The sequence below is a fragment of the Chryseobacterium aurantiacum genome (assembly GCF_003020585.1).
In the GTDB taxonomy this organism is placed as follows: domain Bacteria; phylum Bacteroidota; class Bacteroidia; order Flavobacteriales; family Weeksellaceae; genus Chryseobacterium; species Chryseobacterium aurantiacum.
This window is the reverse complement of sequence record NZ_PXUE01000004.1, coordinates 106,789-133,511: the sequence shown is the minus strand read 5'-3', so window position 1 is coordinate 133,511 and position 26,723 is coordinate 106,789. Positions and strand designations below refer to the sequence as shown.

Here is a 26,723-nt window from a genome sequence, read left to right as displayed (position 1 = left end):
ACCGAATTTGATCAAGGCTAAATTTTTAATGATTTGAAGTTAATTAATAATCTAATTAAAAGTCATACCCAATTCTAAAACTTAAATTAGGAACTACTTGAAGTGGATAATCTGATTTTAAAATTTTACCTACTCCCAAACCTAATTGAAGTTCATAATTAAATTTTTTTGCAAAATTCCTCCTCAATCCCCATGTAGGAATCAATGAAACCATCGGATTTATTTCTATCCCATCAACATTTGAGATAACAAACCAGTTCGGGACAAAACCTAGTTTTGCAGAAAGATAATTTGCTGAATTATATTTCGTATTCTTGTTTTTACTGTTTCTTTCCTTAATATTATAATACCATTTTGGAGCTACAGATAACGCTGGGATTAATGCAAAACCTGTTTTAGAATATAAATCTCCTCCCCAAATACCAGCAGTCAAATCAACATCGCTCCTAAGTACAAATTGTTCAGAAAGATTAGATTCGTTGTAAATGTTTACACCAAAAAGTCCTGCCTGAACTCCAAAGAATGTATTTTTCATTGATGATTTTTCCTGAGAATACATTAAAGTTCCAGTAGAGGTTAATAAAAATAAAAATATTTTTTTCATAATATTATTGTTTTTTATGAAAGCTATAATTTCCAGTTAAACCACCTTTTGTCCATTTACCATTCATCGTGTTACCATTTAAATATCCTGAAAAACCTAAACCACTTTTTGTTGTAGCATCAAATTTTCCGCTAATCATTACATAGCCTGATATATTTTCAGAGCTATTAGGTGTATTGTTGTAATATACCATACCCTCAAGATTACCTGTATCAGAGACATTGAAATTTATTTCACCAGATAAGTCTCCATTAAAATTTCCAACGTAATTCCCTTGATATTTAGAATTTGATTGTAAATTTAGATTTTCTTCAGAAGTACAAGAGGTTAAAACAATAAAAAGAACAAGAAAGAAATATTTCATAATTTATTTATTAATTAGTGTTAAGTTTTACTCCGTGCCAAGCTCCATTTTTCTTAGCTATTCCATACATGCTAACTGCTACTGCATCGGGTTTTGAAAAATTCCAATTATAGCTTGTTGCAGCAAGTCCATTACCTGTTCCTCCTCCAAAAGTATAAGTAAACTGAGGAGAAGAGACACCCCAATCAAAAATTCTTTCAATTACATCTTGATTATATTCGATTTGACTAAAATCATAATAACGGACGTATGAAGCGCTATATGAATCTACAACAAAAGCAACTCTGTTAAGTTTTTTGTTTTGTCCCTCAAGCAGCTTATTTGCTTGCATCCAGGCATTTTCCCAAAACAATTTATCTAATTGTTCTTCTGTAAGGCTAGAAACATTAACGGCAAATTGAATAATTCCGTCTATTTTAGATGCAAATGGTAATGATGGAATGTTTTGGTTTTGTGAAAAAGTAAAGGATATTCCATTCGATGTGGTGTACATATTACTACCAAACCAATATGCTTGTTTCGGAACTCCAGCAGGAGCATTCATATTCATTGAGTGGTTAAAAGTCCATTTAATTGAATTAACACCTATCCCCAGTTGGTCTGCATTTTCTTTTCTCCATAATCCAGTCCAACCTCTATATTGATGTTTCACTTTGCAGCCTATTGCATAAACAAGAAATAAATTTTGAGAATAAAATTTAACCTTAACTCTTCTTCTACTTTCGTATTTATCATCTGTTTCCCAAGTCTTTCCAAAAAGGTTTCCTAACCAAGGTTTTCTAACAGCTCCAATAGGGAGGTTTTGTACAATTGTTGCAATAGAGGGTTCGGCTGTAGGTGTGGAAGTGCTTCCACCACTTCCACCCCCATCATCATATTTTAGTGGTTGTATTTTGGCAACAAAATACTCAATATTGGAGGCATCGGGTAGTGATATTAACTCACCTGCCATTTTATCTGTAACAAAATCTTCTCTAACCGACGACTCAGTAGGCTCTAAAAGATTAGACGAAATTTTTCTCACATCAAGATAATTTTCAAGATTAGTATAGTTATTAATATGGGTAACAAACAATCCAACATCAGTATATTTATATACATTGTCAGCAACTTGTATTTCAGCATTTCCATTTAGCATCGCCGCATATACATCATCTCCTACAATTTCTTCTAAATCATCTAAATCTTCATAAATATCTGCATCGTTGATCGTTACAATTTTAGCTGTATTATATGAATTTTTTTTTAAATATTCAATTTTTCGAGATTTTAATTCAGAAAGAACTTCAGTTTCGTTTTTTTCTGTAATGATAGGTATTAATGATTCAATTCCTCTTTCATCAATGAAATTTTGAACTGATTCAAGATTTTTCTTTTTTAGCTCTTTATAAGTTACAGCTAATGATTCTTTGTTGGGAAAATAGAGCCTTCCATTTCTTACACTTGCTTGTTCAATTATATTAGTTTTGTTAGATAATGTTTCTGTAAGTTCTTCATGACAAGAAGTTGTAAAAGCTAATAAGCTGAAAACAGCTATTTTTAATAATTTAAATTTTTTCATTTGTGTTCAAAATATTTTTTTTTCATTTGTTTATAACCTATAAATAAAGTTGTAATATTTTTTTGTTGTTAGTGTTATTACAATTTGTGGCTTGTTTTTTTGCAGATAATTACCAAGCTCGAAATTATCTGCTCTTTCATTTAAGAGTTTCATCATGTTTTTGTGTTTTAAAAATTTAAAATTAAATCAATTGAGTTTACTTTCTTCACTCCAAAAGATCATTTTGTTCACTACTTTAATTTCAAAGACTTCATTCTCATGTACACGAATAAATTTTTTATTCATTTTCAAAAGCCACTTGATGATCTTAACTGTAGTTCTTTCGCTGTTATTGGAAATAATAAGGATCATTTTTTTAAGAAGTCTTTTGTAATCTTGGAAGCGTGCTTAAAACTGGGTAAACCTATACTTTTTCTGTTGCGGTTTACTTTTATGGTATCAATCACTGCATCATAGCTGGGATAGATTCCGTATACCATTCCTTCTTTGCTAACCTGAAGACTATGTCTGTCTACCATATTGGCATAATCCCTTGGAACACACTCGCCTGATTTTATGTACTCCAGCATCTTTGCTTTTAAATAAGTATATTCTTCAGAATCTATCATATGACTAAAAAGCGGATGCAAGGGCATGAAAACATTGTGATTCCCTATAAGCCCTATTTTCTGCATGGATGGATAGCCATAGTTCTCAAAGGTCCATTTCAACAATTGAGCGTTTATTTTATCATTCTTTACCATTATTTGAGGGATTTTTCTGCCTTCTGCCTGATCCCTAATGAAAGCAACAGTAAAAGAATCTACCAACCTTTTATTTAATCCTTTTTTCCAGTCGGAGATTTTTTGCTTTACCTCACTGCTATCTATTCCGTATTTTTGATATAAGCCAAAATACTTTTTATAAGAACCCTCATAAGGGGCAATCAGAGGAATAAGCTTATAGAGACTTTTCTTTCCCCCAAAATTGTATTGATGATGGTCTGCAAGCTTGATATAAGTTTCATACTCCTTAATGCGTTCCTGATTTTTTGGAGGGTATCTTTTGAAAAGTTTTTTATACTGTTTTATTGCTTCTTCAGGTTGATTGGCCATTCTATAAATGCTGTCAATCTCATTAACTTTATTATAATAAAGAATATAATTATTGTTTTTACTCTTGCAGGATAAAATGAGAACACCCGCCACAAGTAGGTACAGGGAAGATGTTATGAGAGGTGGTAATATTTTTCTTTTCATCTGTGTTGTCAGTTTATGATGAGAGTTTTTATTCCTGTTTAATAGAATACAAAAGGAGGATTGCTCCTCCCTTAACAAGTGATTGCACGAATATGTTTTTTAGCAAATTTCTAATGTTGATATACGCTCATGATCTATATAAGTCTCCTTATCGTAGCATTCTCCGTGGTTGGTAACAACATAGTTTACCGACGAATCTGCTCCCCCTTTAATCATTTGAAGATTTTTCATCTTTTTGTTTTCTAAAGAAGAGAAGTTTCTCTTCATTCCAATTAATTTTTTCATGTTAATAAATTTTTAAATTAATAAATCATTTGTGCCAAAGAATCTCTGACATTAGGCTAAATACTCCCCACATTTGTCTTGTACTGTACACTTACAATCTAAATGGAAGACTATTTTATCAACGTTGATGGATTCAAAACTAAAATATTTAGATCACTTTAAGGTGATAAAAATTGCAAATTGTATGTAGATTTTATCAATAATTTTTATAAAAAGTGTACAAATCTATTTTTGGGAATTTAGAAGAGAATTTAATAAAAAGGCAATGTTTTTTATAAAAGAAAAAAGATTATCTCCTTGTATATTAAAAGAAATATTATCGAGTGGAATGGAGACTGTAATATTTTCTATTGTACACAAAAATGGATTCTGCGCAATGCATATGAAAGCCAGATAATTTATCTATATAAAAAATCTAGGTAATGGTAAAAATGATCTTGATTTTTGGTTTTTGTATCCGGAAAAGAGTTTTTATAACTTACATTGATTCATCAGATTTGAATAAAGGGAAAATCAAAAAATATCAATTAAAAATCTAATTATCAAGAGAAAAAAACATTAACTATTGTATCTTACCGATAATTAAACTTGATATTATGAAAAAAACGTTAGGAATTATTCTGGTTATTATAGGTTTCTGCCTGGTAGTGGTAATTAAAATAGGACCCTCCAAAGAAACTTCCTGGTTGTTCAAATATGGAGAATTGGCTCCTATGCTGGCTGGGGCGGCTATTTTGATCCCGGGATTCATTATGTATAATAAAAACAGGTAGCTATAATCATGAAACTGGCTATACCTTTAGAAAATATAATGACCTGATTTAAAAGGATAGACGTATTTTTACCGCCCATTTTAAAAAAGAAGAGGAACATGGATTTTGATATTTTAAAACAGCAAATAGAAACAGCAGCAATAAATGCTTTTTTAGAAATGTACGAAAAGCATGGTGCCGAAAATATCTACAGTTTTGCTTTGTACAGTGATGAGGGAGCCATGACGGTATGCCCGTCATCCAATACTGTGGCGACTCTTCAGAACATAGATGAAGATGATGCTGTGTATTATAAATATGAACCTGCAGAATGGACCTATGAAATGGAAGGTGCAGATGATGAGTTCAATAATATTTGTACCCAATTAAGAGAAGAACTGGAGAGAAATGAAGATCATGAGGAGTGGTTTAATGAATTTCAGGCAACACTTTATTCTACATGTATTGAAGTATTGGAAAAACTTAAAAACGAGAATTTCTTCAAGAATATTACAGGCAAAGATATTTTCCTGATTTTTACCGTTTCAGATTATGAATTTGAAAAAAAGGATCTGAAAGATATCATTATCAGGCTTAATGATAATGAATATAAAGGTGAATATCTGGAGTGGATGGATACCTGGGGCAATTAAGAAATGATACAAAAAGACACATTTCAATATATAATATGAAGCCCGATAAAATAATTGTCCCAGAGACATCTCACTTACAGCAGCCGTGATTCTCTCCAATATTTCTGTGGCTAATCCTCCTAAACGACAAAAATTTTGACGAAAAATATAAAACCAAATCAAAAATATAAAACCAATCTATTATGAGTTCATATCAATTTTATAAAAAAGACGGAAATAAGTACATCTTTAAAAATCAACCGGTATTTATTACTGTACTTTCTATTCTTCTGCTTGCATTTGCAGTTTTTATTTTTAATAATGTCAGAATTTTAAGCCTTATTATCATGGCAACAGTTGTTCTTATCATCATCAATTTCTTTACAAAGAAGTTTATTATTGATATGGATAGAAAAACAATCACCGGAAAGCACACCATTTTTGTTCCGGCTAAAACCTATGATATAAAGGATTTTACCAATTTTAATGTGTTGGCAACCAAATATCTGGGTCTAATCACTACGAATGTGATACTTTCTATCTACTTCGAAGTGGATGGTAAGGAGAAACATCTTACGATAGGACAGGCTCTAAGCCAAAAAGGGATCCAAAAGATGGTGAATGAAACGGAGGATATCATGAACATCAACGAATCTGATAATGAACGTAACAGACCGCTATAGATTTGAGGAAAACGGAAGTGAAATAAGTTTTATGCCTAATTACAACTTCCTGAGAACCTTGGTATGGTGGCTGGCGTTGGGAATAATTGCTTTGATGGTAATCTTATATTACTTTAGGGATAAAATGTCCGGAGATAACTTTAAAATCGTTTTTGGAATATGGGTGATCTATATGATCTACTTTCTTTTTGACCTGGTATTTAGAGTTCCGGTAAAATATATCTTTGACAAATCACAGAAATGTATTTATAAAAAAAGATTTATTGCCACAAAGATCATGGATTTTGATGAAATGGTCTACTTTATTAGTGATGAAAGCGGAGGATATCATTATGTCATCGGAAAGAAACGAAATCAATTTGTGAAAAACTATCGGATCAGTAATTATTTCTCAGGCTCTAAAGCTTCAATAAAAAGAGAAGATGAGTACATTAAAGAAATACTATGTCCTGTTCTCATTGCTGTTGGAATCCCTCTGAATCCTTCTGAACAGTAAAAATAAAACAATAAGTAAGCAGGGTAGAAACTAACTACCAACCATGACAATAATAAGTATAATCGTTCCCAGGTAGCAAATCAAAGATTTGATGGGTGGCAGTACTTCAACAAAACTCCGGCTGTTTCGAAGAAACAGCCGGAGTTTATATTATTAAGCTAAATGATTACGCTAAAATTCTCTTTACAGCTTCTTTCACTGCTTCAGCATCAATTTTATACTTCTTCATCAATTCAGCTGGTGTTGCAGATTCTCCGAAAGTATCATTTACGGCTACAAACTCTTGTCTTGTAGGTCTTTTTCTTGCAAGCATTCCTGCAACAGATTCACCTAAACCACCAAGGTAGTTGTGCTCTTCAGCAGTTACAATCTTACCTGTTTTTTCAACAGACTTTAAGATGATTTCTTCATCAAGAGGCTTAATGGTGTGGATGTTGATCACCTCACAAGAAATACCTTCTTTCTCAAGCTCATCAGCAGCTACAAGAGATTCCCATACAAGGTGTCCTGTTGCAACAATTGTTACATCAGTACCTTCCTGAAGCAGGATTCCTTTTCCGATTTCGAAAGGCATATCTTCAGGGATGAATACAGGAACAGTTGGTCTACCGAATCTTAAATATACAGGGCCATCGTGATCAGCAATAGCAAGTGTTGCTGCTTTTGTCTGGTTGTAGTCGCAAGGGTTAATTACCGTCATTCCAGGAAGCATTTTCATCATACCGATATCTTCCAATACCTGGTGAGTAGCTCCATCTTCTCCTAAAGTAAGACCTGCGTGAGATGCACAGATTTTTACATTCTTACCAGAGTAAGCAATAGATTGACGAATCTGGTCATATACTCTTGAAGTAGAGAAGTTAGCAAAAGTTCCTGTGAAAGGAATTTTTCCTGTGATGCTAAGACCTGCAGCAAGTCCCATCATGTTTGCTTCTGCAATACCTACCTGATAGAATCTTTCAGGAGCCTTTTCAATGAATTTTTCCATTTTCAAAGAACCGATAAGGTCTGCACAAAGTGCTACTACATTAGGATTTTTGTCAGCAAGTTCCGCTAATCCAGCTCCGAATCCTGAACGAGTGTCCTTTTTTTCTGTATATGTATATTTCATTTTTATTTTTATTAATCGAGATTGTTTAAGATATTAGTAGTCAGCAGGAGCTTCTAAATACAATTGCTTGAATGCTGTTTCCAATTGCTCATCATTTGGAGCTTTACCATGCCAAGCGTGAGACCCCATCATATAATCTACTCCGGCACCCATTTCTGTATGAAGAATAATTGCTACCGGTTTTCCTTTTCCTGTTTCTGTTTTTGCTCTCTCAAGGATGCCAATTACAGCTTCAAGATCATTACCGTTTTTCTCTTCCAAAACAATCCATCCGAAAGCTTCAAGTTTAGCATGAAGATTTCCTAGGCTTAATACATCATCAGTATCTCCATCAATCTGACGTCCGTTGTAGTCAATGGTAGAAATAATGTTGTCTACTTTTTTAGCAGCAGCATACATTAATGCTTCCCAGATTTGACCTTCCTGAAGCTCACCATCTCCGTGAAGAGAGTAAACAAGAGACTTATCTCCATCCAGTTTTTTACCTTCAGCTACCCCAAGAGCTACAGAAAGACCTTGCCCAAGAGAACCTGAAGCAATTCTGATCCCCGGAAGACCTTCATGAGTAGTAGGGTGTCCTTGTAATCTTGAATCAAGCTTTCTGAAAGTACTCAATTCAGCTACCGGAAAGAAGTCAAATCTTGCCAAAGTAGAGTAGAATACCGGTGAAATATGCCCGTTTGATAGATAAAAATGATCTTCATTTTTGCCCTGCATAGTGAAAGGAAGATTATAGTTCATTACCTTTCCGTAAAGTGCTGTGAAGTATTCTGTACAACCTAAACTTCCGCCCGGGTGTCCTGAATTTACAGCGTGAACCATTCTTAAAATGTCTCTTCTGATCTGCGTAGTAAGAGATTTTAACTCTTCAATACTTTTACTCATTATATCTGATTTATTTGCACGCGAATTTACAATTTTTTACTGGCTTATGGAAATGCAAAAATCCGGATCTAAAAACCCGGATTTTTATGTATTTGAATATTTTCCTGCTTTTAACAGCCTTCGTTAAGGTAAACTGAAATTTCAGTAACAATATTATTAACAAATTTAAAGCTTAATTGTGTTCCTGCCTGTCCGTCTTCCAGATTAAAATAACCGGAATTCTTCACAGGTTTACCATTGTTGTCCCAATCCTCCCGAACACTGAAGTTAGCATAATTTCTGTAGGCATTGATAAGGTCGTCCCTTGTACTGCCTACCCCAATTCCACTCTTGGTTTTAAATTTTTTACTGGTTGTTGTTATGTAGGTAATGGATGGAACACTTGGATTGGCTTCGTTGATATAATTATCAAAAATATCAATCTGAATGGTTTCTCCATTATATTTTACAATACTTTTTTTCTCTCCGTCTGAATTTTTCAGTTTTGTTCCTGCAATTTTTTCAGCCTCAACTTTTGGCATAAAAATCTTATACGGCCCGATTCTTAAAGTAGATACTTCAAAATTTTCCTGAGCGTTCGCAAGGCCAAATGCCAAAACGAAAACGAAAAGTGAAATAATTTTTTTCATGGTTTTTTATTTTTGATTCTTACATTAATTAGACAACCCTTAAATGCTGCTTGTTCTTTACCAGCCATAAACCGATGAATGTAAGCAATCCGTTAAGAACAATAAGCTCAACTCCAATTCTATAGTCTGTATAATTAGTAACAGCAGAGTTGATTATATAAGTTAGGATAGGGGCCAAAATGGTTACAGTAAGGATAGCATACTTTTTGGAAATCTGAAACTTGGTGAAAATTCCGAAAGCAAAAAGTCCTAACAGCGGTCCATAGGTATATCCGGCAATTTCCATGATCAGATAAACAATAGATTTATCATTAAGTGCCTTGAAAACCATGATCAGGATGAAGAAAACCACAGTAAAAGTCAAGTGTACTTTCATACGAAGACGTTTTTTCTCTTTTTCAGTTTTGGTTTTATCTTCATTAAGATTTAATAAGTCAACGCAATACGAACTTGTTACAGCCGTTAACGCACCATCAGCAGATGGGAATAACGCTGAAATTAATCCGATAATAAAAATAACGGAAATAGTCATTGGGAAATATCCCTGAAGTGACAAGGCGGGGAAAAGGTCATCACCCATGATGTTTTTAATATTGCCGGCAGCATCTTTAAATCCGAAAATATTGGTAACGGTGTCAGACTTTATAGTTCCATATTCTGCACCGTGCTGTAGGGCAAAAAGATAGAGTAAACCTCCTAAGAAAAGGAATGCAAGATTTACCAAAAGAAGTGTTCCTGCAAAGGTGAGCATGTTTTTCTTTGAATTCTTAAGGTTATCCACAGAAATATTTTTTTGCATCATTTCTTGATCTAACCCAGTCATGGCAATGGTAATAAAGATTCCTCCCAGGATTGTTTTAAGGAAAAATGTCTTGGAATTTGGATCAAAATTAATAAAATGAGTGTAGTTCTTCTGTTCCAGGATGGTATAGGCCTCACCAAAAGATAAGTTTAGATTGGAAAGAATGTACACAATACAAGCCACCAAGCTGATGATCATAAAAGAGGTTTGTAAAGTATCAGTAATAACAATGGTTTTTACCCCTCCTTCAAAAGTATAGAGAAGTACCATCAGCAGAAGTACCATAGAAGTTACCCAAAACGGAACTCCAAGCCCTTCAAGAAGGAATATCTGTAAAACATTGACAACAAGATAAAGCCTTGCCGTAGCACCAATAGCTCTGGAAATAATAAAAAATATGGAGCCGATCTTATGTGCCTCTACATTGAATCTTCTTCCTAGATAGGTGTAAATAGAAGTCAGATTCATTTTATAATACAAGGGAAGCAATATGGCTGCAACAATAAAATATCCGATGAAAAAGCCAATCACCATCATATAATATTCGAAGCCGCCGTAGATATATTCGGAGCCGGTCATTTTTCCGACTGTTCCCGGAACTGAAATAAAGGTAACTCCACTTAAGCTGGTTCCTATCATCCCGAATGCAACGAGCCACCATTTACTTTTTTTATTACCAATAAAAAATGACTGATTATCAGAGTTTCTACTGGTGAAATAAGAAATCACCAAAAGACCGACAAAGTAGATAAATACAAATAGCAAAAGGATGGTTCCTGGATTCATGCTTAATTTTTAAATTTTAGCAAATATATAAAAAAGAACCATCGTGAATACCGAATTTACTTTAGAGACCATTTTTATAGAGCTGTCTGCATCAATCGGGATATGAAAAAATTGGGAAATAGGCTGTTTCTGGGGTTTAAATTAAAAAAACCTTCCAGATCCGTAGTCTGAAAGGTTTGTATTGTAAGGGTGGAAAGCAGTGATTAATTCACCAAAACATCCTGAAGCTCCTCACTTTTCTGAAAACTAGCCTTAGCAAAAGGACAGAGAGGAATAATCTTCTTCCCGTTCTTTCTGGCAAAATCTACAGCTGCCAAAAGCATTTCCTTACCTACACCTTTTCCGTTGTAGGCTTCTTCCACCTCGGTGTGGTCTATAATAAATCTTTCTTCTCCTGCCCAGGTGTATGTCATCATTCCTGCGCGTCTTCCATCTATGAAAGCTTCAAAACTTCCGTGTTTCTCGTCGTTGTTTTGTTTTACTTCGATCATATTTTATGAGAATTTAGTTAGTATTTCTATATCGTTTGTTAATATTTTATGAACAGGGCAGGCGTCTGCAATGGTGTGTAATCTTTTCAACTGCTCATCATCCAGAATTCCCTCAAAGCTGATATCTCTTTTGAAAATTGCTCTTTTGGTTAACGGATAATTTTCGAGTTCTACTTCCACGTTGATGTTTTCTACATCCCATTCTTTTCTTTCGATGTACATTCTAAGGGTTGCTGCTGTACAGCTTGCCAGAGATGTTGCCAGAATTTCCATGGGATTGAAACCCTTATTCTGTCCGCCTTTATCTATAGGTTCATCGGTAATGATGGTGTTTTCACCGGCCGTTACCTCAGTATAATATTTTGTTTTTCCTAAACTTGCTTTTACCGTTACCGCCATTATCTTTCTGTATTGAATTTATAACTTAATGCTCCGGAAGGGCATTGGTCTATTTGTTTTTTAAGCTCTTCGGGAGTAGCATTTCCGGCTTTTATCCAAGGTCTGTCTTTGGGATTATAGACATTGGGAAGCAGTTTTACGCATACAGCCGAGTGGATACACTTTTGAGGCTGCCAGATGACAGTAATGTTGCCGTTGGGATATTCGTGTGTTTCCATATTAATTGTCTTTTAATGATTTTTCGATTCTTCTGTCCGGAATCAGCCATATGAGAGCCACGAGATAATAAAAACCTATGGCAATATAAGGATAAAAAAATGAAGTAGCGATTCCAAGGACGTAAAATATGATGGAGATATACTCCTTTGCTTTAAAATTGATAGCCTCTTTCAGCTTTGAATCTTCACCCTCATTTCGGATAATAAGATTTTCCAGAATGGTGTAAGCAATGGCACACATGATAAGCCCTAAACCGTAGGTAGCAACAGGATTCTCAGCAAAACCGGTTGTTCCGATCCATTCTGTGGCAATAGGCATCAGGGATAACCAAAACAAAAGATGCAGGTTAGCCCAAAGAATGCTGCCATTTACTTTTTTTACCGTTTGAAACAAATGATGGTGATTGTTCCAATAAATACCCACATAAATAAAACTGAAAATGTAAGCCAAAAACTTGGGAAGAAGTGGTTTCAGGCTTCCCCAGCTAGCTCCTTCAGGAACCTTTAATTCTAGGACCATAATCGTAATGATGATCGCCAGGACCCCATCGCTGAATGCCTCCAGTCTTCCTTTAGTCATTAGCTTTAATCTGGTTTTTAAAGTTTTGAATCTTCGCTTTCAGATCGCTGAGCATATCAGGATTAATCACTCCGCTTTCAAGGTCAAAATTCTCATAAAACTTGGATAATGAAAAAGTATCCTTGATATCTGCTGCAAACTGCGGGAAAAATGTTTTTGCGGTATTCATCACATTTCCGCCACCATAACCTCCGGGTGAAGTACTCATCAGAAGCATTGGCTTGTTCTGAAATACCTTTACATTGATCCTTGATGCCCAGTCGAAAACATTTTTAAATGCGGCACTGTAAGACCTGTTATGCTCAGCCAGTGAACAGATAATAACATCACATTCTTCAATCACCTTTAAAAAATGATGAGCTTCATCCGGAAATCCTTTCTTTTCAAGATCTACGGAAAAAACAGGCATCGTGAAATCGTTAAGATCAATCAGATTGATTTCTTCATTTTGAAAATCTTTCAGAACAAACTTTACGAGTTCCCTGTTAATTGAAGTAGATGAGGTGCTTCCTGCAAACGCTAGTATTTTCATGGTCTTTATGCTGGTCTATATTTATTTTCTGTTTAAAATCGACTTTGGTAGAGGGACAAATTCTTGTTCGTCTCCAGGAACTAACGGAAATGCATCATGATTCTGATCGTTCCAGTTGACCTTAGCCTGATCTATCATTTCCTTGTCAGAATTTACAAAATTCCAGAAGATAAAACGTTCCTCATCGAAAGGTTCACCTCCAAATAGATAAACTGTACCGTTTTCACTCATTTCAAACTCACAAAGCTTAGTGTCTTTTGCAATCATGAGTTGTTTTGAACCATAAGAATTCCCTTCTGTGGTTACCGTTCCGTCCAAAACGTACATGGCTGCTTCCCCATAAAGATCTTTTCCAATGCTTATTTTCTTTGGTTCTTTTGTTTTGATTTCAAGGAAAAATAATTTGCTGTGTACCGGCACAGGAGATGTTCTTCCGAATGCTTCACCTGCAATGAGTTTATATTGAATTCCGTCTTCTTCCCAAACAGGAATTTCATTTTCTTCAATATGATGAAAAGTGGGTTCAGATTGTTCAAGGTGCTTTGGAAGACCTACCCAAATTTGAAATCCGTGAAGTCTTTTATCACTATGTCTAAGGTATTCGGGAGTTCTTTCCGAGTGCACAACCCCTTTTCCGGCAGTCATCCAGTTTACAGCTCCCGGTTTTATTTCTACAGCACTTCCGATGCTGTCTCTATGAAAAATAGATCCCTCCAGCAGGTACGTTAAGGTAGATAGCCCGATATGCGGATGGGGAGGAACATCAAGGTTTTGATAATCCTTTAGCTCAGATGGGCCCATGTGATCAATAAAAACAAAAGGTCCGACTGCTCTTTTTTCACGGAATGGAAGAAGCCTTCCTACCAGGAAATTTCCTATATCTGCTGCTTTTTCTTCGATGATAAGTCCAATATTTGACATAATGATGTAATGCTTTTTTAAAATTTTATTTAAATCTATGCTCTTGAGAAGAATTTAAAGTTTATCATATCCTTCAAATTTTTCATCTACAATACGTTTCCATTCAGGATGCTTTTTGATAAAGGCAAAAACGTAAGGACAAAACGGAAGAAGCTTTTTACCACTTTCTTCAATATAATGTAGTGTTTTTTCCACCACGGCTGCTGCTGCACCCGTTCCTGCCAGTTCTGGTTCCGCTTCAGTATGAATTAAAGCGATCTGATGGGTGGTTTCACGATAATCAATGAAAGCAAAGTGTCCATTGAAGTTTATTTCAAATCTTTTATCGGTTTTGTTAAGGGGGATGTTTTCAAATTCTGGTTTCATAATTTTCGTATTAAAAGTGATGGGTTTTATAAAGGAACAAGATTTTATTGACTAATATTGAGAGCAGGACTTTATTGATTTTAAAATCAATAAGCTTTGTCCGTAGCATCATTTAAATACAATATAAATCCTGTTCCTTTATATTTTACCCGACATCATTATATAAAGTTAATAAAAAAGGAACAATCAAAGATTAAGGAAAATTTAATTTTACTAATCTTCCAGATATCCAAATTTTCCGGTATTAAAATCCTCAAATGCCTGCATGATTTCTTCTCTGGAATTCATCACAAAAGGTCCGTGAGGATAGATGGGTTCATTAATTGGCTCTCCGCTGATGATTAAAACAATAGCATCTTCTTTTGCTTCAATGGTAAACGTTTCTCCCTCATTTTTGAATAGGGCAAAATGATCTCCCTTAATGTTCTCTTCTCCGTTTATGGTGATATTTCCCTCAATAACCAAGGCTGCTGTATTGAAGTGAGCAGGGAAATTGAATTCAGCTTTTCCTCTAGCCTTAAGTTTTGCATTCATCATATGAACCGGCGTAAAAGTATTGGCAGGGCCGCTATGTCCGTTATATTCTCCGGCAATGACTTCCACCAATCCATTTTCTCCTAAATCTACTTTTTCCATTTTAGAATTTTCGATAGCCTGGTATTTTGGGGTACTCATTTTATCCTTAGCAGGAAGATTTACCCAAAGTTGAACCATCTGAAAGATTCCCCCTTCTTTTGCCCATTCTGTTTCATGATATTCCTTGTGAAGAACACCCTTTGCTGCGGTCATCCATTGTACATCACCTTCACCAATTACACCGCCGCCGCCAGCACTGTCATGATGTTCTACTTTACCACTATATGCTATTGTTACCGTTTCAAAACCTCTGTGCGGATGAACACCCACACCTCTTGGTATTTCTGAACCGTTGAAATGAAATTTTGAATTATAATCAAGCATAATGAATGGGTCCATTCTTTTCATGTCTAATCCATTTACACCTGGAATAAAATTATGAACCCTAAAACCATCACCTACGAAGTGTGCAGGTCTTGGAGATACTACTATTTCTACTTTTTTAGTTGCCATAATATTGTTGATTTTATATGAACAAAAGTACCATAGTTATAAGTCAGAAACATTGATCTGTGATAAGTTCGTATGGAAGCGAAATAGCAAAAAAGAAAATGAATAATAAAACTGAATAGCAAAAGTGTTTTCTTCACAGGTTGAGCATCATCAGCGCCCCCTTTGCTCTTTTATAATTTTGCCAACAACTTATTCTTCCTTCGATTTCATATTTTTACCATCCGAAATATGCAGTCTCCTAAAGACAAATCCGGATAAAATGGTCAGTATTCCTACCGTAAGAAATGTATATCGGAAAGCATTGTGAATTTCGCCCTGAATCAGGTCTGTATTTTCAAACAACTTTAATACAATCAATCCGAATGCAATACCAAATCCTATGGCGAGCTGCTGATTGACGGATATTAAAGAATTTCCACTACTGGTCTGGAAGTTTCTAAGATCTGCAATAGAAATCGTATTCATGGAGGTAAACTGAATAGAGTTGAAGAACCCTAGCACAGCAATAATGGGAACAAACCAGTATAGGGAAGTATGAATATCCGGAATGGCCAATAGACAGATCAGGGTTCCAATGATAAATGTATTCACCATCAGGGTTTGTCGGTAACCATATTTATCCAGAATTTTAATCACCGATGACTTCCCGAATATAGCCGTTAAGGCCATCGGAGCAATAATCCATCCTGAAGTTACTGCGGATTGTTTATAAGCAATCTGTATCATCAGCGGAAGGAGTAGCGGAACGGAGCTGATTCCTAATCTGGTGGCCAGATTTCCAACAATTCCAACCCGGAAAGTTCTTACCTGAAATAGATTTAAAGGAAAGATGGGATTACCTCCTCTTTTTGCATGCTTATAGTAATAGTAAAGAAACAGGAAGCCTAAAATGAATACGAGAAGAACAGGGGTTATGTTCTGTATATCTCCGAAAAGTTCCAAAGAAACAGAAAGTAGGAGAGAAGCTGCTGCAAAGATTAAGAACCCTTTCAAGTCAAAATCAACATCGTCAGATTTATAGTTGGGCATAAATTTTAAGCCTAAAATAATCCCCAGAATACCAATAGGAATATTAATAAGAAATATCCAGTGCCAGGAAAGATAATCTACCATATACCCACCAACCAAAGGACCTAGTACGGGACCGATAAGGGCAGGGATAATGGCAAAATTCATGGCTTTAAGAAGTTCACTTTTGTCAAATGTTTTAATGAGGGCTAATTTTCCAACCGGTGTCATCAAGCTTCCTCCAACACCTTGAATTACCCTCGAAATAACCAAATGAGTGAGGTTTTGAGATAATGAACAGAATAAGGAGCCAAGGCTAAATAAAACCAGGGAAAATATGAAAATCTTTTTCGTTCCAAACCTATCTGCCAAAAAACCACTGGCAGGCATGAAAACAGCCAGTGTCAGAACGTAGCTGATGATTGCATTCTGCATATTTAATGGAGATTCATGAAGATCCTTTGCAATGGATGGCAGGGAAGTGTTCAGAATTGTAGAGTCCAGCATTTGCATAAAAATAGCAGTGGCTAGAATCAGGGGTAGAATTTTCTTTATTGATGTCGGTTGAAGGTTTGTTTCTGTCATTTTGTACAGGCTGAATATTCAAAAAATGTCCAGGCTTATTTTATTTGAAAAAAATGCTTGCTTTAAGCAGTTTGATCCTTAGATGAAGAAATCCATATAAAATTAAAAAAGTCCTGCGAGATATCACAGGACTTTTTAATTTATTTTCTAGGTTTTTCTACTCCTTTCCATTCGTCGCCGGCTTTTCTATACTGGCTTAAAGTGAAATTTTTGAAATCCTTTGTTTTATATTCAATGTTATCGGTATTTTGTTCAAACGGCATGATGTAGTAGTATTCAACATCTGTTTTATCAGACTTGTTTCCTTTTTTTACAGAGGGAACATATTTTGAAAACTTATAGCTCGGAAGATATTGTCTTAATCTTGTGTAGAACGCCTTATCTTCTTTTTCATTAGGAATGATATCGATAATGTTCAGATCATCCTTCTTCTTGTCAACCCAAAGGTAGTAAGTTTTCTCTTCTCCCATGTTTCTGTTGAACGAGTTGAAAGCAAACAATTCCTTTGGAACCAGTTCCTTGATTTTTTCAGGATCAACCTTAGTGTAGAATTGTCCCTTTGAAGGGTCTACATAGGTTTCAAGGTTGTACATTAAAACAGAATTGTTTTCAAAATTCTTGTTTTTAAAATATTGATTTAAAGATAACTCTGCAGTAGCTCTCAATTCCTTACTTCTGTCATCCAGTTTTTTTGTTGGATTCTGAGGATTTACTTTTTTTACGAATTGATACAGAACTATAGGTTTAATGTCCTTAAGGTGAGGATAAGTTTTAAGTTGTTCAGCCTTTACCAGCCAGTAAAATTGTTGATAGTAGTCATCTTTGTCAACATCTTTCACACTTTTATAAGCCAAAGCAAGCTTTTTTGAGTTCAGGTATTTGCCGTATTTTCCCTGTCCAAAAGCAAAACTTATGGATAATAAGGCAAATAAAACAGTAAGGTTTCTTCTCATTTTTTTATAATTGATATTTTCGTTTTCCAAATATAATTATTTATTAGATATTATTTTTGATTGTCAGCTAAATTATGTCGATATTATTGCTGTTAATTCAAAAGAAAATCCTGTATTGCTACAGGATTGATAAATTTTGTGTGAAATTAAGAAATTAGAGCCCGGATATTAGAAGCCGGAAAGATTCAATCTTTTAAATTAAATGATTGCTTTACCAGTAAATTGATCTTTCATAATTAAATTGACAGAAATTTCAAAAACTCAATTTTAGTATGATGTTTCATGTACTTTCACAGCTCTTCCACTTGGGTCATTCATTTTTTTGAAAGCCTCATCCCATTCCAAAGCAATAGGAGTAGAGCACGCAACAGATGGAACAGATGGAACTGTAGCTGCAGCGGTTTCACTTGGGAAATGCTCTTCAAAGATGGTTCTGTATCTATATTCCTCTTTGTTTTGTGGAGTGTTTAGCGGGAATCTGAATTTTGCGTTCACCATCATCTCATCAGAAACTTCTTTCTCTGCAACCTCTTTTAGGGTATCGATCCATGAATAGCCCACACCATCTGAGAACTGTTCTTTTTGTCTCCATGCAATAGAAGCAGGAAGAATATCTTCAAAGGCTTTTCTTAGTACCCACTTTTCAATTTTTCCCTCAGCAACATTGATCATTTTGTCTTTTGGGTTCAGAGTCATGGCAATATCCATGAATTCTTTGTCAAGGAAGGGAACTCTGCCTTCTATTCCCCAGCTCATTAATGCCTTGTTGGCTCTTAAACAATCATAAAGGTGAAGCTTCCCTAGCTTTCTTACCGTTTCATCATGAAATTCCTTGGCATTAGGTGCTTTGTGGAAGTATAAATAACCTCCAAACAGTTCATCCGAGCCTTCTCCGGAAAGTACCATTTTGATTCCCATTGACTTGATTACCCTTGCCAAAAGATACATTGGGGTAGAAGCTCTGATGGTGGTTACATCATAAGTTTCCAAATGATAGATCACATCACGTACAGCATCCAATCCCTCCTGAACGGTAAAGTTTACTTCATGATGTACAGATCCTATATGCTCCGCTGCTTTTTGTGCAGCAATAAGGTCCGGAGATCCTACAAGCCCTACAGCAAAACTGTGAAGTCTTGGATACCATGCTTCCTGAGTATCTCCACTTTCAATTCTTTGTCTTGCAAACTTTGCGGTAATTGCTGAAATAACAGAAGAGTCCAAACCTCCGGAAAGTAATACTCCATAAGGTACATCACTCATCAATTGTCTGTGGACTGCATCCTCAAGCCCTTTTCTAAGTTTTGAAATATCCGTTTCATTGTCCTTTACATGATCAAAGCTGTCCCAGTCTCTTGTATACCATTGTTGTAGCTCGCTGCCATCTTTGCTGTACACCAAATGTCCCGGTAAGAACGTTTCGATTTTTTTGCAAACTCCCTCCAATGCTTTCAATTCGGAAGCTACATAATAGTTTCCGTTCTTATCCCATCCCTGATACAGAGGACAGATTCCCATATGATCACGGGCAATCAGATAAACATCTTTTTCAGTATCATACAAGGAGAATGCAAAGATTCCGTTCAGTTTTTCAACGAAGTCTTTTCCATACTTTTGATAAAGAGCCAGGATTACCTCACAGTCAGATTGTGTCTGAAACTCATAATCAGGAAATTCTTCTTTTAGTTCTCTATGGTTATAGATTTCACCGTTTACGGCTAATACAATTTTTTTATCTTTTGTAAATAGAGGTTGCTTTCCTGAAGTAGGATCTACAATAGCTAGCCTCTCATGAGAGAACACTACTTTTTCATCCTGAAAAACCCCGCTCCAATCCGGTCCTCTGTGACGGATCTTTTTTGACATCTCCAAAACCTGGGGTCTTAGTACTTCGGTTTTCTGCTTGGCGTCAAATAGACATACAATTCCACACATATTTTTATTATTTATGAAACAAAAGTATAAGTGTTGTTTATAAATAACAATTAAAAAATCGTATTGATTAATATTTTTAATCAAATAATTTATTTAAAAGAAAAATATTAACTATTTCAGGTGAAAATTATGTTTTTTGGTTAATTTTTTTCGTTGGGATAAAATAAAAATAATCTCTATACGAAATAAAAATGACATATTTATTAATCTATGGTAATTTATTATATGAATTTTAGTCTTTTCTTTGTGGCTCGAAATAATTTTTTTTCATCATTTGTGTTTTTACCTTCTTGCAATTCTCATGCAAGAAGGTTTTGTTTTTATAGGACCTTTAGCAAAGCTTCTGTAATGTTCCATACACTGAAATGTGTTCCTTTTGTGAAATTTCGACAGTAGGACCTATTTCTTTCCTATTCTTATCATAGAGAGATACACTATGTTTGATATTTTCAAGCTTTAAAAATAAATAGGAAGTAAAAAGGTGATTGTTCGGCGGATGCCAGATTGTAGTTGGTAATACCTTTCCATTATAAGAACTTATATAGCATACTTCCTTGGCCTGTGTTGAATACAGGCAGAATAAGCAGATTGCCAAAAAGTTAATTATATTTCTTTTACTCATAATGGATGAGGTGGCAGGATTGCTATTTCAATTAATAAAAGTAGCCTTACTGCATCAAAACGGTTTAATCTATGGAGTTAGTAGGGAGTGAGTGTAAAATGTTACATTATATTTTCAAAAAATAGTTTAAAAAACAGAAAAAACTACCCTTTCGAGTAGTTTTTATCTTTATATTTTAAAAATGAATTAAGAAATTCTTTCGATCAATGCCATGTAGAATCCGTCATAGCCTTCACTAGGCATTACTTTATCATCCTTGATCATTTTATATCCGGGATTGTTCTTAAGGAATTCCTCAACCTGCAGATTGTTTTCAGAAGGCAGGATAGAACACGTAGCGTACACCATTTTTCCACCTATTTTCAACATTTTAGAATAGTCCTGAAGAATCTGTTGTTGTTCCTTTTTGATTCTGTCAATAAAGTCCTGATCAATTTTCCATTTACTGTCCGGGTTTCTTTTCAAAACTCCAAGACCAGAACATGGTGCATCAATCAGTAGTCTGTCTGCTTTTTCATGAAGACGTTTAATAACCTTGTTGTCAGAAATCATTCGTGTTTCAATATTATGAGCACCAGCTCTTTTTGCACGACGTTTCAATTCAGCCAGTTTCCACTCAAAAATATCCAATGCTACAATCTGACCTTTGTTTTTCATTAATGCTGCCAAATGAAGAGTTTTTCCACCTGCTCCTGCGCATGCGTCTACCACTCTTTGTCCTTCTTTAACATCAAGAAAATATCCGATCTTTTGTGAAGAGGCATCCTGAACTTCAAATAATCCCTCTTTAAAAGCGGTTGTAAGGAAAACATTCTTTTTCTCCTCAAGCTGTACAGCATCAGGATAATTTTTGATAGAAAAAGAAGCAACTCCCTCATCCGAAAGATCAGAAATAAGTTCCTTTGTAGTTGTTTTTAAAGAATTAGATCTTAAAACGGTAGGTGCCTGCTCATTTAGGGCAAGCATTTCTCTTTCCCAGTTAGCACCCAGTTCTTTTTCCAGTGTTTCAGCCAACCAATCCGGAATAGAATGTTCTATTGCCTTAGTAGGAACAGTGTTTTTCTTAAGCTTGGTAAGGATGTCTGCAATTTTAATTCCATCAAACTCTTCAAACTTTTTATAATTGGTCTTGCTCCAAAGAAGGTAAGCAAGGATAAGTTTATAAATATTGCTGGGTTTTATCCCTTCACCCATATAATATTCAAGGCGTTTTTTCCAACGGATAATATTGTAGAAAATCTCAGAAACAACGGCTCTGTCCTGGCTTCCCCATTTTCTGTTTGCTTTCAAAAGTCTTTCAATAACTTTATCTGCATATTTGTTTTTTTCAAAAAATGTTTCTAGTAAGGCATCGTGAATTCCGATTGCCAAGTTTCTGTGAATAAGTTCCATAAATTTGCTTCGCTGTTTGAATCTGCAAAAATACGAATTTAAGTTGAGAGTTTAGATTTTGTGTTTTAAGGTTGTGTTCCCACTTTCTAATTTCTGACATCCGGAACTTGACTTTAACGTCCAAAAAGCTCTACCTTTGCAAAAAATTAAAATATGAGTGATACAGTACTTTGTCCGAAATGTAGTTCCGAGTTTACCTATCCAAGTGATAATATGATGGTATGCTCTCAGTGCTTCTACGAATGGAATCCTGAGGATGTAGCATCTGAAGCAGCAAGTGAGGGTAAAATATTGGACGCTAACGGAAATGAACTTCAGGATGGTGATTCTGTAGTGGTAGTAAAAGACCTTCCCGTAAAAGGAGCACCAAAACCGGTAAAAGCGGGTACTAAAGTGAAAAATATTCGTCTAAGACCAGGAAATGATCACAATATCGACTGTAAGATAGATGGTTTTGGAGCAATGGCTCTAAAGTCTGAATTTGTGAAGAAAGCATAAAAATAACTGACTTTTAAAGATTAACCTTAACATTCAGGAAAAGGAAGATCAATAAAAAAAGGAAAAAATTGGACAGTGTAATCTTTCAATAGACTTAATCGCAAGATTGCTAATGTCCGTCTAGAAGGCAGAAAGAGAATTAACCAAAAATTTCCTTAAGCTGTAGAGATACAAATGTAAGAAAAAGTTTTAGAACCAATTCTTATGTTTGTATTTTTTTTATACACAGCATATTGAAAATGTATAAGTTATGACAATCGAAAAGCACCGGAATGAGGGGCTGTTCGTACTTTTGTAACCTTTTCTTTTTGGAGATTTGCTCCTAATTAAATGAAATATTTACAGGGCTGGTTAGTTTTTCATCAGTATAAATTATCAGCTCCTTGTTTCTTACTTTAATCTTATTCCAGTAATAGTTTCCGGCAAATCTACTTTCAAGAATCTCTGCCTCAGGACCGGTTTCTGAGATTTTTATTTCTTTAGGGTAATAGGTTGGTTTCGAAAGTCCAAAATCTAGGGCTTCAGTTTCACTGAAAATATTTACTTCCCCAAATAATTTGGCTACATACACGTTGTAGGGGTTTCGATAGGTTTCTTCAGGGCTGTCATTCTGAATTAATCTTCCATTTTGAAGAATAACGACCTGATCCAGCCATGGCATGATATCCTGAAGCTCATGAGTAGAAATGATAAGAGATATCTGATGTTGTTTTACATATCTGAAAAGTCTTTCTCTAAGTTCAATTTTTCTTGGAAAATCAAGGTTGCTAAACGGTTCGTCCAAAATAAGAAGTTTTGGGAGTACAGAAAGCGCTCTTGCAATGGCAACTCTTTGTTGCTGACCACCGCTTAGGTATTTTGGAAGTACATCCGCAAATTCCTGAAGACCTACCACGTCCAGAAGTTCCATGACGGTTTCTCTTTTTTTAGCTAAATTAATATTTGAAATAAATTTTCCTACATTTTCAGCAACGGTAGCATAAGGCATGAGGTCAAAGTTCTGTGCCACAAACTTCATTTCGGCTTCACCGGGAACAAGATTTCCTTTGGGTCCCAAAAGCTTGTTTCCATCAAAAATTATTTCTCCACTTTCCCAGTCAAGAAGCCCGTAGATTAAACCGAGAAGTGTTGATTTTCCGCATCCGCTTTCCCCTGCCAGAGCAATAATTCTACCAGCCTCAAACCTTAAATTAAGGTTTTGAAACAGGGTTTTTTCCTTGGCATGAGAGAAAAATAAATTGTTTATTTCTAATAGCATATTACAAATGTAAGGTTTTTATGAAAACACAATTTTTTTTATTATATTAGCGGAAGTAATAAAAATAAATCAAAAATGAGAAAAAAACTGTTTTCGTTAGCTATTCCTGCTTTATTTATTGCTGCTGTAGTGGTTTCTTGTAAAAAAGATAAACCGCTTACCAGTGAAAGTAATGAGGTGACGACTACCAAGAATGGTAACCAGTACACTTTGGATACACTAAACAGTAAGGTTGAATGGAAGGGATATAAAGTTTTCAAATCTGAGAATACAAGCCATTTTGGGAATATCAAATTCGAAAGTGGAGATGTGACAGTGAAAGAAGGAAAGCTTGAAAGTGGTAAATTTGTTGCTGACATGAACTCATTAACTTCTGTGGATTTAAAAGACAGTCCGGAAGATATGGGGAAATTAAACGGTCATCTTAAGAGTGGTGATTTCTTTGAGGTTGAAAAATTCCCAACCGCTTCTTTTGAAATTACAAAGGTTACTCCTGCTAATGAGGGTGATTATAATACTCTTTTGGATGGTAATTTAACCATTAAAGGAATTACCAAGCCTGTTCAGTTTAAAGCAAATGTTTCTGTGAAAGATGGAGAAGTGAGCGTTGCTACTGAGCCTAAGGATATCAAGAGAGAAGAGTTTGGCGTGAAGTTCCAGGCTCCTGCTGAAAACGGAGTGATTAAGGATGAGGTAACTCTTCAAATCAGCGTTAAAGCTTTAGAAAAGAAATAATTTTTTTATTTAAGTGAAATAAGTGATTGAAGTCTGCCTCCCGAAAAAGAGGCAGATTTTTTTATGACTGACTTATTATTAAACTTAAAAGTCGTATTTTTGCAAAACATTTTGAAAGGGTAAAATAATGATAGAAAAGATAGAAGAACTACTGATCGAAGTAAACGGCTTCAATACTGCATCTAAAGAGGAAATCGAAAATTTCCGAATCAAGTATAATGGTAAGAAAGGAGTTCTAAATGATTTTTACGAAACATTAAAAGAAGTTCCTAACGACCAGAAGAAAGAATTCGGGCAGAAGATTAACTCCTTGAAACAGGCTGTTGCCGGTAAATTAGAAGATTTGAAAAATGCTTCTGAATCTTCTATTATTGTAGAAAAAGAAGATCTTACAAGACCTGCTTTTCCGTTGGAACTGGGGTCAAGACATCCAATCAATCTGGTTAAAAACAGAATTATTGAAATCTTCAAATCTATTGGCTTTGCGGTAGCAGATGGTCCTGAGATTGAAGATGACTGGCATAACTTTACAGCGTTGAATCTTCCGGAATACCACCCGGCAAGAGATATGCAGGATACTTTCTTTATTGAACAAAATCCGGATATTCTTTTGAGAACGCATACTTCTTCCGTGCAAACCCGTTATATGGAAGAAAATCAGCCGCCTATCAGAATTTTATCTCCAGGAAGAGTATTCAGAAATGAAGCGATTTCTTCACGTTCTCACTGTATCTTCCACCAAATAGAGGGATTATACATTGATGAAAATGTAAGTTTTGCTGATTTGAAGCAGACTATTCAGTTCTTTACCACCGAACTTTTCGGAAAGTCCAAAATCAGAATGAGACCATCTTATTTCCCGTTCACTGAGCCAAGTGCTGAGATTGATGTATACTGGGGATTAAACTCTGAAACGGATTACAGAATTACAAAAGGTACAGGTTGGTTAGAAATCATGGGTTGCGGAATGGTAGACCCTGCTGTATTGAAAAATGTAAATATTGACTCTGAGAAATATTCAGGATATGCATTCGGAATGGGTATTGAAAGAATTACAATGCTTCTTTACCAAATGAGTGATATCAGAATGTTCTTTGAAAATGATATCAGAACCTTGGAGCAATTCAAGACGCTATAAAAAATCAAACCTCCGGAGCTCCGGAGGTTTTTGTTTTTAATTACTGACCTAAGAAACAAAACGTAATTAAAAACTGATCTTATTGAAAAATTTACACGTGTCTGTTTCTTATGCTATACTTTGAATACATCTGTATCTCCATCAAGTATTTGCATGCTGCAGTCTTCTTGCTGCTCTATAATAAAGACAATTGGTATTCGTAATATGTTACATTCCAAATAAAAAAATGTCTGTAAAAACTACAGACATTCATCAACTAAAGAACTTAGTTATTTATTTTATTTAGTAAACTTTAAAGGATATTTTACATTTTTATAATCATCAATACTAGCCTTTAGGGAACCAACAGCCAACTCTGCCTTTAAAAGCAAAGGAATATGATTGGCATCATTGGACACCCACATTGTTACACCTTCTTTTTCCTTAAATACTCGTCCACTTTTCACAGATGGAATTATTTTTAAACTATTGATGGTCCCGAACTTGGTTTTCAAATTTTCAGTTCCTGTTACCTTTAACTGAAAAGGAAACATTTCATCATCAATCCAAACATTCATATTGATAATGGTTCCTACTTTCAATTCATCGGAGCTTTTACTTCGCAGATAATAGAAGCATGAAAGCATGTCCTGAACACCTTTCACAGATTTTATGACCTTGGAACCATTTGCAGGTGTCTTTTTATCCGTTAAAATCAAGGTATTGTTATCATGGTTAAAAGCGGTCTCAAGATGCTGACGATAGCTTCCCTCGCGTACATTTCTTACGTAAAAACTAGGCAATCCGGTATCTGTATTGATAAAACTTTCATATAGGTCTTCTACTTTGAAGAAAGCCTTTACAGCCCCTGTAGTTTGCCCTGTACCTTTTACATATAAGTGGGGTGCCCCTTTGTAGGTAGTCTTTTTAGTGGTAAGGTTGGCGGTTCCGGCATTCAGGAAACCATAATGGATTCTGAGTGTGATGGATTCGCCGTCTGCGATGTTATCAATCTGGGCAGAGCCTAAAAAGAATATAAGTACTGCAAAAAGGGTTAAAATTTTCTTCATAATAAGACATTTACAAAAACATTGCCAAATTTAAGATCTTAAATGATAGATATTTGACAAATCTCAGGTTTTTATTTAGAATCAATTAAATATGCTTCGCATTAAAATTAGTAAATTTGCAGTTAC

32 protein-coding genes are annotated in these 26,723 nt (G+C 35.1%); 7 read left to right on the top strand and 25 right to left on the bottom strand.

Features of this window, described 5'->3' with window-relative positions; all coding sequences use genetic code 11:
• Positions 1 to 55 precede the first annotated feature (55 nt).
• The 6 genes from C7D53_RS14970 to C7D53_RS14950 all read right to left on the bottom strand — a co-directional run bounded on the left by C7D53_RS14970 (position 56) and on the right by C7D53_RS14950 (position 4,052).
• Positions 56 to 604, bottom strand: coding sequence for a hypothetical protein (locus C7D53_RS14970; protein ID WP_162926188.1), 549 nt, complete (start codon positions 602 to 604; stop codon positions 56 to 58).
• Between the two features lie 4 nt (positions 605 to 608).
• Positions 609 to 968, bottom strand: coding sequence for a hypothetical protein (locus C7D53_RS14965; protein ID WP_106917242.1), 360 nt, complete (start codon positions 966 to 968; stop codon positions 609 to 611).
• A 10-nt stretch (positions 969 to 978) separates the two neighbouring features.
• Positions 979 to 2,529: a hypothetical protein gene (locus C7D53_RS14960; RefSeq protein WP_106917241.1), complete on the bottom strand. Its 1,551-nt coding sequence runs from the start codon at positions 2,527 to 2,529 to the stop codon at positions 979 to 981.
• A gap of 186 nt (positions 2,530 to 2,715) precedes the next feature.
• Complete coding sequence (locus C7D53_RS20970; protein WP_162926187.1) at positions 2,716 to 2,880, bottom strand: hypothetical protein; 165 nt, start codon at positions 2,878 to 2,880, stop codon at positions 2,716 to 2,718.
• Entirely contained in the window at positions 2,877 to 3,767 is an 891-nt protein-coding gene (locus C7D53_RS14955; RefSeq protein WP_106917435.1) for a hypothetical protein, read from the bottom strand. The genes C7D53_RS20970 and C7D53_RS14955 overlap by 4 nt, the downstream gene beginning before the upstream one ends.
• Before the next feature lie 99 nt (positions 3,768 to 3,866).
• Positions 3,867 to 4,052, bottom strand: coding sequence for a TIGR04139 family peptide modification target (locus C7D53_RS14950; RefSeq protein WP_106917240.1), 186 nt, complete (start codon positions 4,050 to 4,052; stop codon positions 3,867 to 3,869).
• Positions 4,053 to 4,648: 596 nt separating this feature from the next.
• Here C7D53_RS14950 and C7D53_RS20965 point away from each other — a divergent pair.
• The 4 genes from C7D53_RS20965 to C7D53_RS14935 all read left to right on the top strand — a co-directional run bounded on the left by C7D53_RS20965 (position 4,649) and on the right by C7D53_RS14935 (position 6,615).
• The gene (locus tag C7D53_RS20965; protein ID WP_162926186.1) at positions 4,649 to 4,825 is read left to right on the top strand and encodes a hypothetical protein; all 177 of its coding nucleotides are present in this window, start codon (positions 4,649 to 4,651) and stop codon (positions 4,823 to 4,825) included.
• 98 nt (positions 4,826 to 4,923) lie between these two features.
• Complete coding sequence (locus C7D53_RS14945) at positions 4,924 to 5,457, top strand: DUF4303 domain-containing protein (RefSeq protein WP_106917239.1); 534 nt, start codon at positions 4,924 to 4,926, stop codon at positions 5,455 to 5,457.
• A gap of 182 nt (positions 5,458 to 5,639) precedes the next feature.
• Complete coding sequence (locus C7D53_RS14940; protein ID WP_106917238.1) at positions 5,640 to 6,119, top strand: hypothetical protein; 480 nt, start codon at positions 5,640 to 5,642, stop codon at positions 6,117 to 6,119.
• The gene (locus tag C7D53_RS14935) at positions 6,097 to 6,615 is read left to right on the top strand and encodes a hypothetical protein (protein ID WP_228422371.1); all 519 of its coding nucleotides are present in this window, start codon (positions 6,097 to 6,099) and stop codon (positions 6,613 to 6,615) included. Before C7D53_RS14940 ends, C7D53_RS14935 begins: the two co-directional genes overlap by 23 nt.
• Before the next feature lie 166 nt (positions 6,616 to 6,781).
• Here the strand turns inward: C7D53_RS14935 and C7D53_RS14930 are convergent, their stop codons facing one another.
• The 17 genes from C7D53_RS14930 to C7D53_RS14850 all read right to left on the bottom strand — a co-directional run bounded on the left by C7D53_RS14930 (position 6,782) and on the right by C7D53_RS14850 (position 21,919).
• Positions 6,782 to 7,726, bottom strand: coding sequence for a transketolase family protein (locus C7D53_RS14930; protein ID WP_106917237.1), 945 nt, complete (start codon positions 7,724 to 7,726; stop codon positions 6,782 to 6,784).
• Positions 7,727 to 7,759: 33 nt separating this feature from the next.
• Positions 7,760 to 8,614 carry a transketolase gene (locus C7D53_RS14925; RefSeq protein WP_262497867.1) on the bottom strand — a complete coding sequence of 285 codons (855 nt, stop codon included), beginning with the start codon at positions 8,612 to 8,614 and terminating at the stop codon, positions 7,760 to 7,762.
• 107 nt (positions 8,615 to 8,721) lie between these two features.
• Positions 8,722 to 9,240, bottom strand: a complete 519-nt coding sequence (locus tag C7D53_RS14920; RefSeq protein WP_106917235.1) for a hypothetical protein — start codon at positions 9,238 to 9,240, stop codon at positions 8,722 to 8,724.
• Between the two features lie 28 nt (positions 9,241 to 9,268).
• Positions 9,269 to 10,828 (bottom strand): sodium:solute symporter, encoded by a 1,560-nt coding sequence (locus C7D53_RS14915; RefSeq protein WP_106917234.1) that lies wholly within the window; start codon positions 10,826 to 10,828, stop codon positions 9,269 to 9,271.
• Between the two features lie 203 nt (positions 10,829 to 11,031).
• On the bottom strand, positions 11,032 to 11,319 hold the full coding sequence (locus C7D53_RS14910; RefSeq protein WP_002984420.1) for a GNAT family N-acetyltransferase: 288 nt from the start codon (positions 11,317 to 11,319) through the stop codon (positions 11,032 to 11,034).
• A 3-nt stretch (positions 11,320 to 11,322) separates the two neighbouring features.
• On the bottom strand, positions 11,323 to 11,718 hold the full coding sequence (locus C7D53_RS14905) for an OsmC family protein (protein WP_106917233.1): 396 nt from the start codon (positions 11,716 to 11,718) through the stop codon (positions 11,323 to 11,325).
• Positions 11,718 to 11,936 carry a (4Fe-4S)-binding protein gene (locus C7D53_RS14900; RefSeq protein ID WP_106917232.1) on the bottom strand — a complete coding sequence of 73 codons (219 nt, stop codon included), beginning with the start codon at positions 11,934 to 11,936 and terminating at the stop codon, positions 11,718 to 11,720. The genes C7D53_RS14905 and C7D53_RS14900 overlap by 1 nt, the downstream gene beginning before the upstream one ends.
• Before the next feature lies 1 nt (position 11,937).
• Positions 11,938 to 12,516, bottom strand: a complete 579-nt coding sequence (locus C7D53_RS14895) for a TMEM175 family protein (RefSeq protein ID WP_106917231.1) — start codon at positions 12,514 to 12,516, stop codon at positions 11,938 to 11,940.
• Positions 12,509 to 13,048 (bottom strand): NADPH-dependent FMN reductase, encoded by a 540-nt coding sequence (locus C7D53_RS14890; RefSeq protein WP_106917230.1) that lies wholly within the window; start codon positions 13,046 to 13,048, stop codon positions 12,509 to 12,511. Before C7D53_RS14890 ends, C7D53_RS14895 begins: the two co-directional genes overlap by 8 nt.
• A gap of 21 nt (positions 13,049 to 13,069) precedes the next feature.
• Positions 13,070 to 13,969 (bottom strand): pirin family protein, encoded by a 900-nt coding sequence (locus C7D53_RS14885; RefSeq protein ID WP_106917229.1) that lies wholly within the window; start codon positions 13,967 to 13,969, stop codon positions 13,070 to 13,072.
• Between the two features lie 54 nt (positions 13,970 to 14,023).
• Positions 14,024 to 14,335, bottom strand: a complete 312-nt coding sequence (locus C7D53_RS14880) for a GNAT family N-acetyltransferase (RefSeq protein WP_076356521.1) — start codon at positions 14,333 to 14,335, stop codon at positions 14,024 to 14,026.
• Between the two features lie 213 nt (positions 14,336 to 14,548).
• On the bottom strand, positions 14,549 to 15,424 hold the full coding sequence (locus tag C7D53_RS14875) for a pirin family protein (RefSeq protein ID WP_106917228.1): 876 nt from the start codon (positions 15,422 to 15,424) through the stop codon (positions 14,549 to 14,551).
• 189 nt (positions 15,425 to 15,613) lie between these two features.
• Positions 15,614 to 17,017 carry an MFS transporter gene (locus C7D53_RS14870; protein WP_106917227.1) on the bottom strand — a complete coding sequence of 468 codons (1,404 nt, stop codon included), beginning with the start codon at positions 17,015 to 17,017 and terminating at the stop codon, positions 15,614 to 15,616.
• A 140-nt stretch (positions 17,018 to 17,157) separates the two neighbouring features.
• Positions 17,158 to 18,000: a hypothetical protein gene (locus C7D53_RS14865; protein ID WP_228422369.1), complete on the bottom strand. Its 843-nt coding sequence runs from the start codon at positions 17,998 to 18,000 to the stop codon at positions 17,158 to 17,160.
• A gap of 237 nt (positions 18,001 to 18,237) precedes the next feature.
• Positions 18,238 to 19,905 carry an asparagine synthase B gene (asnB, locus tag C7D53_RS14860; protein ID WP_106917225.1) on the bottom strand — a complete coding sequence of 556 codons (1,668 nt, stop codon included), beginning with the start codon at positions 19,903 to 19,905 and terminating at the stop codon, positions 18,238 to 18,240.
• 331 nt (positions 19,906 to 20,236) lie between these two features.
• Entirely contained in the window at positions 20,237 to 20,527 is a 291-nt protein-coding gene (locus C7D53_RS14855) for a hypothetical protein (protein ID WP_106917224.1), read from the bottom strand.
• Between the two features lie 186 nt (positions 20,528 to 20,713).
• Positions 20,714 to 21,919 (bottom strand): RsmB/NOP family class I SAM-dependent RNA methyltransferase, encoded by a 1,206-nt coding sequence (locus C7D53_RS14850; protein WP_106917223.1) that lies wholly within the window; start codon positions 21,917 to 21,919, stop codon positions 20,714 to 20,716.
• 153 nt (positions 21,920 to 22,072) lie between these two features.
• Between C7D53_RS14850 and C7D53_RS14845 the strand changes: the two genes are divergently transcribed.
• Entirely contained in the window at positions 22,073 to 22,417 is a 345-nt protein-coding gene (locus C7D53_RS14845) for a zinc ribbon domain-containing protein YjdM (protein ID WP_106917222.1), read from the top strand.
• Positions 22,418 to 22,739: 322 nt separating this feature from the next.
• Here C7D53_RS14845 and C7D53_RS14840 read toward each other — a convergent pair whose 3' ends face one another.
• On the bottom strand, positions 22,740 to 23,675 hold the full coding sequence (locus tag C7D53_RS14840) for a sulfate/molybdate ABC transporter ATP-binding protein (RefSeq protein ID WP_106917221.1): 936 nt from the start codon (positions 23,673 to 23,675) through the stop codon (positions 22,740 to 22,742).
• Between the two features lie 75 nt (positions 23,676 to 23,750).
• Between C7D53_RS14840 and C7D53_RS14835 the strand changes: the two genes are divergently transcribed.
• Entirely contained in the window at positions 23,751 to 24,410 is a 660-nt protein-coding gene (locus C7D53_RS14835) for a YceI family protein (RefSeq protein ID WP_106917220.1), read from the top strand.
• 127 nt (positions 24,411 to 24,537) lie between these two features.
• Positions 24,538 to 25,548 carry a phenylalanine--tRNA ligase subunit alpha gene (gene pheS, locus C7D53_RS14830; RefSeq protein WP_106917219.1) on the top strand — a complete coding sequence of 337 codons (1,011 nt, stop codon included), beginning with the start codon at positions 24,538 to 24,540 and terminating at the stop codon, positions 25,546 to 25,548.
• Positions 25,549 to 25,826: 278 nt separating this feature from the next.
• Here pheS and C7D53_RS14820 read toward each other — a convergent pair whose 3' ends face one another.
• A complete protein-coding gene (locus C7D53_RS14820; RefSeq protein ID WP_106917218.1) occupies positions 25,827 to 26,597 on the bottom strand; it encodes a DUF3108 domain-containing protein in 771 nt (256 codons plus the stop codon).
• Positions 26,598 to 26,723: the final 126 nt, after the last annotated feature.

Excerpts from the sequence above, each read along its gene's own strand:
- C7D53_RS14970 (WP_162926188.1), bottom strand. The coding sequence starts at position 604 with ATGAAAAAAATATTTTTATTTTTATTAACCTCTACTGGAACTTTAATG.
- C7D53_RS14965 (WP_106917242.1), bottom strand. The coding sequence starts at position 968 with ATGAAATATTTCTTTCTTGTTCTTTTTATTGTTTTAACCTCTTGTACT.
- C7D53_RS14960 (WP_106917241.1), bottom strand. The coding sequence starts at position 2,529 with ATGAAAAAATTTAAATTATTAAAAATAGCTGTTTTCAGCTTATTAGCT.
- C7D53_RS20970 (WP_162926187.1), bottom strand. The coding sequence starts at position 2,880 with ATGATCCTTATTATTTCCAATAACAGCGAAAGAACTACAGTTAAGATC.
- C7D53_RS14955 (WP_106917435.1), bottom strand. The coding sequence starts at position 3,767 with ATGAAAAGAAAAATATTACCACCTCTCATAACATCTTCCCTGTACCTA.
- C7D53_RS14950 (WP_106917240.1), bottom strand. The coding sequence starts at position 4,052 with ATGAAAAAATTAATTGGAATGAAGAGAAACTTCTCTTCTTTAGAAAAC.
- C7D53_RS20965 (WP_162926186.1), top strand. The coding sequence starts at position 4,649 with ATGAAAAAAACGTTAGGAATTATTCTGGTTATTATAGGTTTCTGCCTG.
- C7D53_RS14945 (WP_106917239.1), top strand. The coding sequence starts at position 4,924 with ATGGATTTTGATATTTTAAAACAGCAAATAGAAACAGCAGCAATAAAT.
- C7D53_RS14940 (WP_106917238.1), top strand. The coding sequence starts at position 5,640 with ATGAGTTCATATCAATTTTATAAAAAAGACGGAAATAAGTACATCTTT.
- C7D53_RS14935 (WP_228422371.1), top strand. The coding sequence starts at position 6,097 with ATGAACGTAACAGACCGCTATAGATTTGAGGAAAACGGAAGTGAAATA.
- C7D53_RS14930 (WP_106917237.1), bottom strand. The coding sequence starts at position 7,726 with ATGAAATATACATATACAGAAAAAAAGGACACTCGTTCAGGATTCGGA.
- C7D53_RS14920 (WP_106917235.1), bottom strand. The coding sequence starts at position 9,240 with ATGAAAAAAATTATTTCACTTTTCGTTTTCGTTTTGGCATTTGGCCTT.
- C7D53_RS14915 (WP_106917234.1), bottom strand. The coding sequence starts at position 10,828 with ATGAATCCAGGAACCATCCTTTTGCTATTTGTATTTATCTACTTTGTC.
- C7D53_RS14910 (WP_002984420.1), bottom strand. The coding sequence starts at position 11,319 with ATGATCGAAGTAAAACAAAACAACGACGAGAAACACGGAAGTTTTGAA.
- C7D53_RS14905 (WP_106917233.1), bottom strand. The coding sequence starts at position 11,718 with ATGGCGGTAACGGTAAAAGCAAGTTTAGGAAAAACAAAATATTATACT.
- C7D53_RS14900 (WP_106917232.1), bottom strand. The coding sequence starts at position 11,936 with ATGGAAACACACGAATATCCCAACGGCAACATTACTGTCATCTGGCAG.
- C7D53_RS14895 (WP_106917231.1), bottom strand. The coding sequence starts at position 12,516 with ATGACTAAAGGAAGACTGGAGGCATTCAGCGATGGGGTCCTGGCGATC.
- C7D53_RS14890 (WP_106917230.1), bottom strand. The coding sequence starts at position 13,048 with ATGAAAATACTAGCGTTTGCAGGAAGCACCTCATCTACTTCAATTAAC.
- C7D53_RS14885 (WP_106917229.1), bottom strand. The coding sequence starts at position 13,969 with ATGTCAAATATTGGACTTATCATCGAAGAAAAAGCAGCAGATATAGGA.
- C7D53_RS14880 (WP_076356521.1), bottom strand. The coding sequence starts at position 14,335 with ATGAAACCAGAATTTGAAAACATCCCCCTTAACAAAACCGATAAAAGA.
- C7D53_RS14875 (WP_106917228.1), bottom strand. The coding sequence starts at position 15,424 with ATGGCAACTAAAAAAGTAGAAATAGTAGTATCTCCAAGACCTGCACAC.
- C7D53_RS14870 (WP_106917227.1), bottom strand. The coding sequence starts at position 17,017 with ATGACAGAAACAAACCTTCAACCGACATCAATAAAGAAAATTCTACCC.
- asnB (WP_106917225.1), bottom strand. The coding sequence starts at position 19,905 with ATGTGTGGAATTGTATGTCTATTTGACGCCAAGCAGAAAACCGAAGTA.
- C7D53_RS14855 (WP_106917224.1), bottom strand. The coding sequence starts at position 20,527 with ATGAGTAAAAGAAATATAATTAACTTTTTGGCAATCTGCTTATTCTGC.
- C7D53_RS14850 (WP_106917223.1), bottom strand. The coding sequence starts at position 21,919 with ATGGAACTTATTCACAGAAACTTGGCAATCGGAATTCACGATGCCTTA.
- C7D53_RS14845 (WP_106917222.1), top strand. The coding sequence starts at position 22,073 with ATGAGTGATACAGTACTTTGTCCGAAATGTAGTTCCGAGTTTACCTAT.
- C7D53_RS14840 (WP_106917221.1), bottom strand. The coding sequence starts at position 23,675 with ATGCTATTAGAAATAAACAATTTATTTTTCTCTCATGCCAAGGAAAAA.
- C7D53_RS14835 (WP_106917220.1), top strand. The coding sequence starts at position 23,751 with ATGAGAAAAAAACTGTTTTCGTTAGCTATTCCTGCTTTATTTATTGCT.
- pheS (WP_106917219.1), top strand. The coding sequence starts at position 24,538 with ATGATAGAAAAGATAGAAGAACTACTGATCGAAGTAAACGGCTTCAAT.
- C7D53_RS14820 (WP_106917218.1), bottom strand. The coding sequence starts at position 26,597 with ATGAAGAAAATTTTAACCCTTTTTGCAGTACTTATATTCTTTTTAGGC.